Genomic DNA, 13,821 nt, shown 5'->3' on the forward strand with positions numbered 1-13,821 from the left:
GAGTTCCTCCTTAGTTCAGTCGGTAGAACGGCGGACTGTTAATCCGTATGTCGCTGGTTCAAGTCCAGTAGGAGGAGCCAAAACAACCCCACCAAGAATCAGCCTCGAGCTGATTTTTTCGTTTTTGCGCCATGCAAAATTCTTTTCTACTCATTAATCCTTACATAACCATCCTTTAAAAGCCTTGTATACAAAGCCCTTAAGCCGTTTTGTATCCGCCCTAAGCAAGCAACTAATCTTTCGTCCAAAGCCATTACTTAACAGCTGTTCTTGCCTCTCCCAAATTCCAAGCCCTTATTTGCCTGAGACGTATAGATAGGATTAGCGGCTCATGTTTGCTTTGAGGGTAGGTATTTTATGTGTATGCCTAAAACAAAACAGGCCGCCTAGGCGACCCGTTTTGCTCGTGTAAAGCATGCTTATTTGCTTGTGAATGGCATGCTTAATTGCCTTGCTAGTACTCTTTGCCGGCGCGGCGCAGCATTCTGCGGCGAGCATAGTAGATAGCAGTAGCAATAGCACCTAAGAAGGCAAGTGCAGCCTGGAAGAAGAAAGCTGTGTCTAAGGTGCCAGTTTGATTGAATAAGTAGCCTGCCATGATAGGAACTGCAGTCATACCAATGGCAAACATCGACTGGAAGATACTAAGCGCAGTAGAGCGACGATACGCCTCAATCTGACTAATGGCCTCAGCAGAGCACCAGGAGAACACCATACCGCCAGTAGAGCCAAGTAGAACTTGAATTGGAATGAGCATGTATACATTTTCAAGGCTAACCATCAAGATGCAGTACATGGCCATGCAAATCTGCGATAAGGTCATTAAGATACCTGGGCCTATACGTAGTGCAATTCTAGTTGAGGAGAGGAAGCATGAGGCTGCGTATGATCCGGTCATGGTCATAGTCATGATGCCGATCTGCCAAGGAGCTGCACCTAAGGAGTTAGCCACCTCATTTGAAAAAGACATGGCTGTGCCCATTAAAATGCCTTGCTGTATCACCGCGATGACAGAGAAGAACCATAGGCGCTTGTTCTTAACAACCTCAAGAAGATTACGTACTTTAGGTTTTACCTTATTAGGCTCATCTTTTTCTTTAAGGGTAATGGCTACTAAGGTTGCAGTACTACCGCCAATTACTGAGAGCAGGCACATCATGAACATACCAAAGTGTTCATATAAGGTAGCAGAGGCAAAGAATCCGAGTAAGATGCCAATGTTGCATGCGGCCAGCACATAGCCCATGCCTCTGGCTAAATTATCTTTAGTCAGGTTCTTAGTGTGGAAGAGAATAAAGCACATCCAGCCTGAGCAGGCAAAGCCGGAAATAATGTTGGCAATCAAGAAACCAACGCCATCAGGCCTATATAAACGTATAACTGAAGCAAGAGCTGCAGTAAAACAGCTAAAGACAATCAGCGGTTTATACATGCCGATTCTGTCGGAGAAAATGCCGACAAACAGGCGGGTAAAGAAAGGTACAGCGCCGTAGAAGCCTACTACCATGCCCACAAAATCAGCACTGACCTTCTGTGCAAGCAGGTATGGGGTTTGATATGGGACGTAGATGTACTGTGTGAACCAGAAAAGACTGATCACAACCAAGATGCGAGCGGTTTGACTCATCTTAATTCAACTCACTAAGAGCTATATAAATAAGCTGCTTTAAGGCAGCAAGCCATGGTTATCTGGCGCTTATATATGGGATTTAAGATCGCATGAGTGCACTGTACTAATACCCATATCTAAACTTACGAACCTCAAAGTAAGGCGTATTATACGCCTCCAAGATAAATAGCATAGTACCTAAAAGGTTAACTTGGAAAACCATTTGGCATATGTATAAGAACTTAGATCTAGGATTGATTAATAGTGCTTTACATACCTGCTGATTGCTTGTTAAAGCATTATGGCTGAACTTTTGGGCAAGTAAAAGTGAGTGATACTGTTTGGCAAGTAAAACTGGGCCTTACTGTTTGGTAAGTCACAATGAACGTTACTTGCAGCAAAAATGAAAAAAGCCACTGCATGAGTGGCCTTTTTCCCGTGTTAGGGTGGGGAGCTCTCGCGAGCTTCCCTTGGTTGGAAATGGGTTCTTGTATGCTCAGCCGCGTTGTGGGCGAGTCTCATACGGGGCCATCAGACAATATACTGTTGGGGTTGCTGTCTGAGGCGGTTACTAACAAAGGGTTCGTTATGAGGCCTTACAAGACCTCGGGTTAGTACTTTAAGTCCTTGAAAGTTGGAGCAAATGGCTCAACTGAGCCTAGGGTTATATCCAACCTTTTGAGGCTACATTAGTTGGCAGTATCTAAAACTGCAGTGCCTCGGGTGAGTGCAAAAAGTGTGTAGCAGTAGCGCTTGTTAGCTAATACAGCCCAGGGTTATGCTCTACTGCATAAGGCCTTACGGGGCCTCTGGTTACTAACTTAAACCTTTGTAGCAGAATCGTTGGCTCAACTGAGCCTGGGGTGGTTATTTCTGCTGTTTAGTAACGAACAAAAGCCATTTGAGTTGTCAGATGCAAGAGTTATCCTACAATCTCTTGCTAGTTCTGGGAATAGGGGGCGCTGTAGCCATGCCTCTCAAAGGCTTTTGTTATGAAAGTGAATCTGCAAATGCCCGTCGGTTACTCGTGTTTCTCTTTGTACTTGACTAACTGACGATCAACTTTGTCGATTAAGGCATCGATGGCTGCATACATGCTCTCATCCTCAGCTTCGGCATGCAGTGTACCGCCAGAAACGTTGAGGTCTGCTTTAGCGATTTGCTGAAGCTTCTCAACTGTCAGGGTAACAGCAATGGAAGTGATAACATCGCCTTTACGCTCGAGTTTGGTGAACTTCTCTGTGACATAATCATGAAGAGCGTCTGTGACTTTAAGTCCTACACCTTGGATGTTAATCTGCATATATCTGATCCTTAACCCAACCTAGTTGGATACCGAGAGTGTGGCCGACGTCCACCGCCGTTACTGTACTTTTGGTACTACGCAGTCCCAAAATAATCAATCCATAGCAGTATCAAGTAAAAGACTACGTATAACAGTGGTTCCTACTGCAAAGAAGCTAAAGAGGTTCTGTCAGAACAATTCGATAGCTGGTTACTTAACTTGACTCCCGTAGTCGCAAAACTGTTCAAAAGGAAAATATAGTCAGCGACGGTGTCAAATTAAGGGGAAGGGCTCGTCGAGGGCCCGTAAGAGAGTTGCATGACAACCTTTGATTTCATATTAACTAAATCAAAGCCTTATGGGGTCTTAAACTTAGCAAATCTTAGATGCAGATCCCGAAATGGTCTTTACCCTTTTTTCTAGGGCATGGACAAGCCTTAGGAAAACGCAGCAATCAAAAGTCATATATAAGCCAAAGACAAAAATATATGTGATCCTTGATTGATCCTGTGGTGATCTTGGTATTAATACCATCTTGTGATCTTTTGGAGCGACTTTCACTCAAATGATCCAAAGATGCTGTGGTGATCTTTTTAGTCTAGATGGGTGGCATGAGTTAAAACTCATGAGGCAGGGGATTATGCCCAAATTCTCTTTGGTGGCTATGCCCAAATTAGCTTTGGGGCTATGTCCAAAGTAGTTTTGGGCATAGGCCCCAAAGTGCTCGTTTTTAGCTGACAATGGGGCGATGGGTAGTTGTAGAGGCGTTTCGTCTCGTGTTTCGTTTCGTCTAGTTAGTGCCGCTTTGAGTGGCGATGGTTTATACAAGACGCTTACGCTGTGAGGAAGAGCCGATACCAATAGACTCGCGGTATTTAGCGATGGTACGGCGAGCCACACAATAGCCCTTTTCTTTAAGCAGCACGGCGATCTGATTATCAGAGTATGGTCTGCGTGGATTTTCCTTTGATATGAGTGATTTGATCTCTGCACGTATTGCAGTTGAAGAGGCTGTACCGCCACTTTCGGTGCTAACGTGAGAAGAGAAGAAGTACTTAAGCTCAAAGGTACCACGAGAGGTAAACAGATACTTTTCAGTAGTCACACGTGAGATAGTTGACTCATGCATCTCAACTTCGCGAGCGATGTCGTTAAGCACTAAAGGCTCCATACGACTCTCACCATGATCTAAGAAGGCTTTCTGATGCTGAATGATGCATTTTGAAACCTTGAGCAAGGTGTCGTTACGCTTAGCGATACTTTGAATAAACCAATTGGCCTCTTGCAGGTTGCTCTTGAAGAACTCTTTTTCACGCTCGTTGCGTGCATAGCAAGAGAGGGCTTTGTACTGTTCATTTAAACGCACGCGTGGCAGTGAGTCAGGATTAAGGACAACATCGTAATTGCCATTTTCATCTTTAACGACTAAGACATCAGGAATGATGAAATCTGACTTTTGCTTAACTGCAGTATTACCTGGGCGTGGGTTTAATGAAACGATGATCTCAATGACTTTCTTTAAGAGATCTTCTTTTATGCTTAACTGATTGCACAAGCCACGATAGTCATGGTTTGAGAGCATGTCGAGGTACTGAGAGACTACTAACTCAGCAAACAAGACCTCTTGGCTTACATTGGTCTGCATCATTTCACGAATCTGAATGAGCAGACACTCTTGTACAGTACGAGATGCTACGCCTAATGGATCAAAGTGCTGTACGAGTTTGAGCACAATGGCCACATCTTCTTCTGTGGTATCTGGATAACGGCCGATAACTACAGAGACGATGTCCTCAAGGGATTCAGTTAAATAGCCTGAGTCATCTACAGCATCAATAATAGCCTCGGCAATCTCACGATCGCGACCACGGATCTGAGAGCAGTTAAGCTGCCAAGTAAGGTGATCTCGTAAATCCTCTTCGGTTTCACCCTCATAGACAGTGTTAAGGCCAGTAATGCCGTTTTTAGAGCGTGACTTAGCAGAGACACTATCATCTCTAGCTAATGTATCGTGGTTAGATAAAGTCGAGATGGCACCAGGATCCATCGCTGCTTCAGTTAATCTATCTGGCAGGGCAGTATTAGAAAGTGCATCATCTGCAGCTGAGAGATCAACATCGGACTCGCGATAATCAGAGCCATAATCAAGATATTCTTGGCTAGCCTTGGATCCAGTTAGATCATAGTCTGAGTAGTCATCTTCACTACGTGAGCGAGAGTAGTCGGCGCGTGACTCACTATCTTTACCAATGAGCTCACCAGCAGAGGCAACTTCGTTGTGCTCGTTGTAGCCAGACATATCAATGTCCGCACCTTGGTAAGAGGCGTCATCACTAAATGGATCAAAGATCTCGCTATCATTGGCACGACGCTCGTTTTCTGCCATTTCGTCAAGCGAGTCCACATTAGAGTTAGCGATAGACTCATCAATCTCTAAAAGTGGATTTTTTTCGATAGTAAGCTGAATCTCCTGACGCAGATCGAGAGTCGACAATTGCAGCAGACGAATTGCTTGCTGCAGCTGAGGAGTCATAGTTAAGGTCTGTGTCTGGACTGCTCTCATTTGCAGAGATGTTTTCAAGCCAGCCATGAAAGTTTTCCTATAAAGAGAAATTCTTACCGAGGTACACTTCTTGTACCTTCTTGTTTTCAAGCACCTCTTGTGCGCTACCCTTAGCGATAATCTCGCCTGCATTTACGATGTAGGCTTTGGAGCATACATCAAGAGTTTCACGCACATTATGATCGGTGATCAATACACCGATATCTCTATTTTTAAGGTGAGTGATGATGTCCTTAATGTCAGAAATGGAGATCGGGTCAACTCCAGCAAAAGGCTCATCTAACAAGATAAATTTAGGGTTGGCAGCGAGTGCGCGGGCGATTTCTACGCGACGACGTTCACCACCAGAGAGAGCCATACCAGTACTTTTAGCAATGTGCTCAATATGGAACTCCTCAATAAGCTCGTTGAGTCTATTTTGGCGCTCGTGCTTGTTAAGCTGTTTTTGCAGTTCAAGCACACTCATGATGTTTTCTTCTACAGTTAGCTTTCTGAAAATGGAGTTTTCCTGAGGCAGGTAGCCAAGTCCAGCTAATGCACGCTTGTGCATTGGTAAGTGGGTAATGTCCTGATCATCGATCATGACATTGCCATTTTCAGTGGAGATAATGCCCACAATGATATAGAACGAGGTGGTTTTACCTGCGCCATTTGGGCCTAAAAGACCAACAATAGAACCGCTCTCGATGGAGAGGCTTACATCATTTACAACCACGCGTCCTTTATAGGTTTTCTTAAGGTGGTTGGCCTGTAAAAGACTCATCTTGTTACCTGTTTATTGCCACGGTTAATACCGCTGCTTAATTAAAGCTCTATTCATGCAGTTGAGGGGTATACCAAAATGGACATGTCTACCTTTATTGCAACTACTAAGATAAAAGAGCTAAAAAACTTTAAATCCAAAAAACTAAGAGAAAACTTAGTCATGCAAACTGCTTTAAACTCCTAAGCTCGCTATTAGGAGTTTGCTTGGATCTTTGCTAGTTTTTTAATCCTGTAGCCACGTAAATTTCGCGTTTACAGATCTCAAGATCTAGCAAATTTAGATGCTGTTATAAGCTAGCATCTATCTTTTTACTTGTTACCTTTCTTGAAGTCAGCTGGCACAAAAGTACTCGATACTCGACCGCCTTGGCTGTTGTTGTTCACAGCACGCAGCTTTTGTGAGTTAATGTTGTACTCGATACGCTCGCCGGTCATCTTTGACTCACCTTGCCAGACTACAGCACGACCTTGCAGTATGATGCTAGTCTTTTGTGGGTAGTAGCTTAAAGTGCGGGCACGAGCCTTGATGTATTTGCCGTTATCTTGCTGTTGCTGGAAGTTAACTGGAGAACCATAGGCGATGATAGACTCTAAGTCACCATTTTCATTTCTGATGATCTCTACTTTATCAGCGGTGAGCTTAATAGAGCCTTGAGTTGCTTCTACATCACCAGAGAACACGATCTTGTTTGCCTGAAGATCAGCGCTTTGCTCAACTGATTGAACGTTGATTGACTGCTTACTATCTGTAGATAACGCATATGCGTTATTGAAAGCTACAAGAGCTGCAGATGTAATCAGTATCTTACGGATTGTAGACCACATGAGGCTTGTCCTTGATTACTATGGTTTTCTTGTTCAGATCGATAACGTAATTTGATCCTGTGTTAGTAAACTTAGTGCCTTCGATACTCAGCTGCTGTTTAGAGCTGATAATCTTATTTTTAATGTCAAAGTGCACGCTCTTAGTACTAACTTGTTTGATCTCTGAGGTGTCTACATCTAAAGGACTAACGGTGACATTGCCTCGTAAATCGGCATAGTTGTCATGCACCATCACGCCCTCTTTAGCCTTGATCCTCCAGCCACTTTTGGCTGAGCCATCGTCGTTTTTATCGTAGAAAACACCATCAATACCAGTGACTTCTAAGAGCTTTTTGTTTTCATGGTATTTAAGCTCATCTGTTGTCATGGAATGGGTTATATGTCCGTCTTGATCGTAGAGCTCAGCTTTTAAGCCTTTAGAAACAAAGGTTGGGTAGAGATTGGAGATCTCTTCGTTGCTCAGTCTGCCTTTCAAGCCAGAGAAGTGATACAACAGAGCTGCTAAAACAGTCAGCATTGCAGCAATGATGATCGATCTTAAAGTAACGCCCATTAAGAATTACTTCCCATTAAATGCCAAAATCTTTGATAGCTAATACCACTCAAGGCTAGCCTATATCATTATTCTTAACTAGCAACGATTAGCCTATATAGGCTAAATCACAACAGCTAGCCAAGATAAAAACAGCGCTATGTTTAATTGAGGCAGCCTTGAAAACAGTCAAACATTCTAGCCTATTTATTATAAAAATTGGCCCAAAATTTGCCGTGCAGGCCGCAAATTTGATCAAACTTGTGCTCATGCGCAAATATCAGTACAACTCGTCTTACAAAAGTAAGCAATGTGATTGTTAATTAGCCTATGATTTAGTGTGTGAGCATAATTACTGCACTATTTTGACCCATCAAATCTAGACAGGTTTGTAAAGTTAAATAGTTTAGACATGGAAAATTAGGAAGGGCACTGCATGCCTTTAGACACACAAGGAAAATTTAAGGCTGCACTCTTTGCTTAGATAGCAAAACAGTTGTGTGAATACACTCAAGACGTGATTCAACCTAAACATGAGGTTGCCTCATGTTTAGGATAGATGAGTGGTTTTTTTGAGAGTTGTTGGTAGTGGAGTTATTGAAGTTTTTGGAGTTATTGAGGTTTGGGTCTTTATTGCGCACCCGGCTTGAAGCTAATTCCTTCCTTGGCTACTAAAGGACGGCCATCAGCGGTAATCTTGCCTTGAACCATCATAATGAGATCGCAAAACTCACGTGCGGCACCACGGCCACCATCTAATGTAAGGACAATGGTAGCGATCTTCTTCATGTAGTGATAACCATCGTTAGGACAGGCAGAAACAGCAGCGTTCTCAAAGAGCGGGATATCGTTGACATCATCACCCATGACCGCTACTTCATCCTTAGAAAGATTAAGCTTCTCTAAGAGTTCTTCTAAGGCTACCTTTTTATCGGCAATACCCTGTATAACGTGCTCTATTTTGATCTCTTTGGCGCGACGCTGAGTAAGAGGAGAGTCACGTCCTGTGATAAGAGCTGTATGGATACCGGCATAGTGCAATAAGGCTATGCCCATGCCATCCTTACCATTGAATTTCTTAAGCTCGTTCTCCTGTCTATCTAAGTAAATACCACCATCAGTAATGGTGCCATCTACATCAAATACCACGAGCTTGATCTTACTGAGCTTTTGAGCAACCTCAGCGCTTAAGTCCTGATAGAAGGTATGGAATACACTCTCAGTTAAACTCATACTGTCCCCTTAGAACTATTCTTGCTTATATGATTCCGGCGCGAAGCATATCGTGCATATTAAAAGCACCGATGATCTTATTGTCTTGATCTGTAACAATCATGGCGCTGATCTTCTTATCTTGCATGATGCCTAAAGCATCTGCAGCAAGACATTCAGCCTTAACACTAATACCGCCGTGGGTCATGACCTTGCTTAAATCGTCTTTTACAGAAAACTCTTTTTCTAAGGTGCGGCGCAGATCGCCATCGGTGTACACGCCTACAAAGTGATTGTCTGCATCAGCTACAGCAACAATGCCGAGGTTTTTAGCAGTCATCTCTAAAAGAGCATCTTTGATAGTGACCTTATCTGAGCATAAAGGGATTTCATTGCCTGTATGCATGATGTCTTGGCAACGAACGAGGAGCTTTCTGCCTAAAGCACCGCCAGGGTGAGACATAGCAAAATCACGCTCGGTAAAGCCGCGAGCCTCTAAAAGGGCAATGGCTAGAGCATCACCAATGGCAAGCTCTGCTGTAGAACTTGAGGTTGGGGCTAGATTAAGCGGACAAGCTTCTTTGCTTACATGGGCGCTAAGAGCTACATCAGAGGCCTTAGCTAAAGAAGACTCTAAATTGCCAGAAATGGAGATCAGAGGGATTTTGCGGCGGCGCAGCAGCGGGATCATGATCTTAAGCTCGGTACCTTCGCCGGAGTTGGAGATAGCAATCACTACATCCTGATCTCCGATCATGCCTAAGTCGCCGTGTGCTGCCTCGCCGGCTTGTACAAAGAAAGCTTGCGTGCCTGTTGATGCCATGGTGGAGGCGATCTTGGTGGCAATATGACCTGATTTGCCTACGCCAGTTAAGACTACCTTACCTTTGCATTTTAATAAGATGTCACATGCACGAGCAAAGTCTTCATTTATAGAAGGGACTAACTCAAGGATTGCTGCAGCTTCTTCTTGTAAAACGCGCTTGCCTGCTTGAATACATGTCTCGTGTAACATCATTGTCTCCTAGGCATATATATGGTGATGATCCATAGCCTATAGTTATCGCTTCATAACGAACAGATTAGCAAAAAGTTTGTGCATTTTAGGTGCACAGTGCATCTTATTGATAGTCTTGTTCAGGTTATATTCTATGGTTTAGCCTTTGCACAGCAAAAGTTACATAATATAACGACTTTGCTAAGTTCTATCAGGGTTTTATTTGTTAAGCTCATGTTAACGGTGAGCTTTGCAATGAGCATAACATTATAGCTGCATTTGATGCATACAGACATTAATCTAAGCTTTGCCTTTAGCATAAGTATAATTAGTAGCACAATATGCGCTCCCTGTATGGCAAGCTACATAAGTCTGTTCGTCCGTTTTATTAAACGTCAATGTACAGCAGTTGATTGTGGTTTTGTCTTAACAAAATACAGGCAGTTTAAACCAAGCTTATTAAAGCCATCGCATGCTCTTAAACAAAGAGCGTGAGATTGCACATGTTAGCTAATTTACAGCCATAACCTTAAGCGCCCATCAAACAAGGTTGCCTTGTTCTATAGATGAAAAGACGCTTAAAGATTAACGAATTTAGCTAACAAATTTAGGTGTTGTTCGTTGTTTCTATCTACTTGCCTTTATTCAGATAAGCGCATCATGCTGTGTTAGAATCAGCGCACATTTTACCTGTTAAGGGTGTCCATGATGAGTATACAAAACTCGGATCTGCCTAAGACGACCAGTAATTGTGGTCAAGATGCTGCCTCTACTTGCAAGGCTCCTTCAGATAGTCTTGTTAAGGTGGAGAATGTATCGTTCTCTTATGCTGGCAGACAAATTTATAAGGGCATGACCCTGGATATTCCTCGAGGCAAGATCACAGCAATTTTAGGCCCATCAGGCACTGGTAAAACTACGCTCTTAAGATTAATTGGCGCACAGTTAACTCCAGATGAAGGCCAGATCTTGTTTGACGGTATCAATATCCATAAGTTACCACGTAAAGAGCTTTATGATCTGCGCAAACGCATGAGCATGCTCTTTCAAAGTGGTGCTTTGTTTACCGATTTAAACGTCTTTGAGAATGTTGCTTTCCCTCTGCGTGAGCATACCAAGCTTCCTGAGGTCTTAATTCATGATCTCGTGATGATGAAGCTTGAGGCTGTAGGTCTAAGAGGTGCAGCTTACTTCTCACCAAATGAACTCTCTGGTGGCATGGCACGTCGTGCTGCACTAGCTCGCTCCATTGCACTTGATCCTGAACTCATCATGTACGATGAGCCTTTCGTAGGTCAGGATCCTATTACTATGGCGGTCTTAGTAAAACTCATTGCCGACATTAATGAGTATTTAGGCGTTACCTCTGTCATCGTTACCCACGATGTTGCTGAGGTTCTCTCTATTGCCCATCAGGTCTACATCGTGGCTGATGGTCATGTGATTGGTTCTGGTACTCCAGATGAAGTGCGCAATAGTTCAGATCCAAAGGTCGTGCAGTTTATTAATGGCGATTACGACGGTCCTTATGCATTCCGCCTCAAGGCAGAGCGTGACTATCTGGAGGATCTGTAATGTTTGATTTTATTGGCAGGATCGGACGTTATACCACTGGTAAGATTACTTCACTTGGCCGTTCGACTTTGATGCTCTACCATGCGCTCGTGGGTAGACCAGACTTTGGTAAGCATTTTCCGCTTCTCATTAAGCAAATCTATTTTGTTGGTGTTCAGTCTGTCATCATCATTTTGGTCTCAGGTCTGTTCATCGGCATGGTGCTTGGTCTTCAGGGTTTTAACATCCTTAAAGACTTTATGGCTACAGGTTCTTTAGGCCCATTAGTAGCTCTGGCTATCATTCGTGAGCTTGGCCCTGTGGTTACTGCACTGCTTTTTGCTGGACGTGCAGGCTCTGCACTGACAGCAGAAATTGGTCAGCTTAAAGCATCTGAGCAGCTTTCATCTATGGAGATGATGGCTGTAGATCCGTTAAGACGCATCATCTCACCTCGCTTTTGGGCAGGTGTGATCTCTATGCCTTTACTCTCTGTCCTCTTCTGCTTAGTAGGCATCTACGGCGGTAAGTTGGTAGGTGTTGATTGGCTAGGTTTAGATGACGGCATTTACTGGTCAGGCATGCAGGCTTCAGTTGATTTTGTCGACGACATTGGCTGCATGTTCATCAAGGCAGTGATTTTCTCTATTGCCTGCGTATGGATTGCTTTATTTAACGGTTATGACTCTAAGCCTACCTCAGAGGGTATTTCTGCAGCTACTACTGCTACTGTAGTTCAGTCATCCCTCGCTATCTTAGGCTTAGATTTTGTGCTGACAGCACTGATGTTTTAACGGATTTTTACGCTGAGGCCCGCAGTAGCTACAAGAGTTTAGAGATATGGTTTCTCCCTCTTATATAGGCACCACAAGCTGCGGTGAATTTTTATGAAGTTTAGCAAAATTGAGTTTGGCGTCGGATTGTTTATGGTGGTCGGCATCGTTGCTGCCGTAATCATGTCCTTAAAGGTTGCAGGCTTAGTATTAGATAGTTCTTCTAATACCTACACTGTATCAGCCCGTTTTGACAATATCGGCTCTTTAAAGTTACGCGCCCCTGTACGTATTGGTGGTGTAGTAATTGGCCGTGTCGATAAGATCTACTTAGATCAAGAAGACCTGCTACCAGTGGTTGAAATGTCCATTGAGTCTCGCTACGACAAGCTCTCTTCAGACTCTAAGGTATCCATCTTAACCTCAGGCATTATTGGTGAGCAGTACATTGCACTGACTCCAGGCTTTTATGATGAGGACTTAGGTTCAACTTATCTTAAGAACGGCGATGAGATCATGGATACCGGTTCAGCCGTTATCTTAGAAGATCTTATCTCTAAGTTCCTGTACAACAGTTCTGTTGCTGACTCAGCTGAGAAAGACAAGCAAGCTTCAAAGAGCAAGGCTGATGACATCGAAACTCACGACGTTGATGTCTCAGAGATTGATCTTGGTAAAGAAGAGGCTCAGAAGATGGTGCAACTGCAGACTACTCAGCAGTTAGCCCAGTAGCAAGCTAGAAAGCAAGCAAGCTGGCTAGCAAGCAGCCGTCTAAGCAATCAGCAAGCTAGCAGGCAACCGTCTAAGCAATCAGCAAGTTAGCAAGCAACTGTCTAAGCAATCAGCAAGCTAAGTAAGCACATTTCACAAAGCTACGCATGTGCGTTTTAATTGCCAAGTGCCTCTTACTAGCTGTGCTGTAAGAATCAAGAAAGAGCCCAGCTTTCAGGCTCTTTTATGCATAACGATACATTGATGTTGCTGAGGCTTTAAAAAGCCCACAAGATCAATGAAAGCGGCCGCAGTAAGCATATTGCGGTCAAACTAAAGTAAGGGTGATCAAATGAGAAAAATGTTATTAGCCTGTGTAATGATGTGCGCATCATTATTCACAGTATCCTTTGCCTCAGCTGCACAAGTTGATATGAAAGATCCTTTCAAGATGATGACTGAGGTTGCAGATCAGGCTTTCAACAAGCTGCAGCAGAACAAGGATAAAGTTAGCGATGCTGCTTTTAGAAAGGACTTAGTACGTAACGATCTGCTTCCTTACGTAGATACTCGTTACGCTGCTTACAAAGTAATGGGCACCTACGCAAAGAAGGCATCTGCTGCGGATCGTGATGCATTTAGCAATGCTTTTGCTGAGTACATCGTTTCTTCATTTGCAGATGCTTTAGCTTTATACAAGAACCAGGATTTAGTTGCACCAGAGTACAAGAAGGTATCTGCTGATGCTACTCAGGTAAATGTTAAGTTCTTAATTCGTGAAGCTGGCAAGAAAGATCTTGAGCTCATCTTCAAGCTCCGTAAGAACTCCAAGACTTCTGAGTGGCGTGCTTACGACTTAGTATCTGAGGGTATTTCCATGCTTTCAGCAAAGGAGAGCGAGTTAAACCCACTGATCCGTGAGCGCGGTGTGAAGGGTGTTGCTGACCTCATTAACAAGCACAATGCCTCTGGCAGCACTGAAGCTATCAAGTAAT

At 43.6% G+C, this 13,821-nt stretch carries 11 protein-coding genes, 1 tRNA gene and 1 pseudogene; 5 read left to right on the forward strand and 8 right to left on the reverse strand.

The window, feature by feature from the left end; translation table 11 throughout:
* The first annotated feature begins 4 nt into the window (after positions 1–4).
* Positions 5–80: transfer RNA gene (locus tag H524_RS0104215), tRNA-Asn, on the forward strand.
* Between the two features lie 374 nt (positions 81–454).
* Here the strand turns inward: H524_RS0104215 and H524_RS0104220 are convergent.
* The 8 genes from H524_RS0104220 to H524_RS0104260 form a co-directional block, all read right to left on the reverse strand.
* Complete coding sequence (locus tag H524_RS0104220) at positions 455–1,627, reverse strand: MFS transporter (RefSeq protein WP_027939320.1); 1,173 nt, start codon at positions 1,625–1,627, stop codon at positions 455–457.
* Positions 1,628–2,630: 1,003 nt separating this feature from the next.
* Positions 2,631–2,912: a ribosome hibernation-promoting factor, HPF/YfiA family gene (gene hpf, locus H524_RS0104225; protein ID WP_027939321.1), complete on the reverse strand. Its 282-nt coding sequence runs from the start codon at positions 2,910–2,912 to the stop codon at positions 2,631–2,633.
* An 802-nt stretch (positions 2,913–3,714) separates the two neighbouring features.
* Positions 3,715–5,484: an RNA polymerase factor sigma-54 gene (locus H524_RS0104230; protein ID WP_052338905.1), complete on the reverse strand. Its 1,770-nt coding sequence runs from the start codon at positions 5,482–5,484 to the stop codon at positions 3,715–3,717.
* A 10-nt stretch (positions 5,485–5,494) separates the two neighbouring features.
* On the reverse strand, positions 5,495–6,220 hold the full coding sequence (lptB, locus tag H524_RS0104235) for an LPS export ABC transporter ATP-binding protein (protein ID WP_027939323.1): 726 nt from the start codon (positions 6,218–6,220) through the stop codon (positions 5,495–5,497).
* 311 nt (positions 6,221–6,531) lie between these two features.
* Complete coding sequence (gene lptA, locus H524_RS0104245) at positions 6,532–7,047, reverse strand: lipopolysaccharide transport periplasmic protein LptA (RefSeq protein ID WP_027939324.1); 516 nt, start codon at positions 7,045–7,047, stop codon at positions 6,532–6,534.
* Positions 7,028–7,600 carry an LPS export ABC transporter periplasmic protein LptC gene (lptC, locus tag H524_RS0104250; RefSeq protein WP_027939325.1) on the reverse strand — a complete coding sequence of 191 codons (573 nt, stop codon included), beginning with the start codon at positions 7,598–7,600 and terminating at the stop codon, positions 7,028–7,030. Before lptC ends, lptA begins: the two co-directional genes overlap by 20 nt.
* A gap of 609 nt (positions 7,601–8,209) precedes the next feature.
* Positions 8,210–8,812 (reverse strand): KdsC family phosphatase, encoded by a 603-nt coding sequence (locus H524_RS14225; protein ID WP_044121476.1) that lies wholly within the window; start codon positions 8,810–8,812, stop codon positions 8,210–8,212.
* Positions 8,813–8,837: 25 nt separating this feature from the next.
* Complete coding sequence (locus H524_RS0104260; RefSeq protein WP_027939326.1) at positions 8,838–9,806, reverse strand: KpsF/GutQ family sugar-phosphate isomerase; 969 nt, start codon at positions 9,804–9,806, stop codon at positions 8,838–8,840.
* A gap of 687 nt (positions 9,807–10,493) precedes the next feature.
* Here H524_RS0104260 and H524_RS0104265 point away from each other — a divergent pair.
* The 4 genes and pseudogenes from H524_RS0104265 to H524_RS0104280 all read left to right on the forward strand — a co-directional run bounded on the left by H524_RS0104265 (position 10,494) and on the right by H524_RS0104280 (position 13,820).
* Complete coding sequence (locus H524_RS0104265) at positions 10,494–11,363, forward strand: ATP-binding cassette domain-containing protein (RefSeq protein WP_245580440.1); 870 nt, start codon at positions 10,494–10,496, stop codon at positions 11,361–11,363.
* Positions 11,363–12,136, forward strand: coding sequence for a lipid asymmetry maintenance ABC transporter permease subunit MlaE (gene mlaE, locus H524_RS0104270; RefSeq protein ID WP_027939328.1), 774 nt, complete (start codon positions 11,363–11,365; stop codon positions 12,134–12,136). The genes H524_RS0104265 and mlaE overlap by 1 nt, the downstream gene beginning before the upstream one ends.
* Positions 12,137–12,229: 93 nt before the next feature.
* A pseudogene (mlaD, locus tag H524_RS14230) lies at positions 12,230–12,694 on the forward strand (outer membrane lipid asymmetry maintenance protein MlaD); the annotation flags it as partial.
* Positions 12,695–13,178: 484 nt separating this feature from the next.
* Entirely contained in the window at positions 13,179–13,820 is a 642-nt protein-coding gene (locus tag H524_RS0104280) for an ABC transporter substrate-binding protein (RefSeq protein ID WP_027939329.1), read from the forward strand.
* Position 13,821 lies beyond the last annotated feature (1 nt).

The sequence above is a fragment of the Anaerobiospirillum succiniciproducens DSM 6400 genome (assembly GCF_000482845.1).
GTDB lineage: Bacteria > Pseudomonadota > Gammaproteobacteria > Enterobacterales > Succinivibrionaceae > Anaerobiospirillum > Anaerobiospirillum succiniciproducens.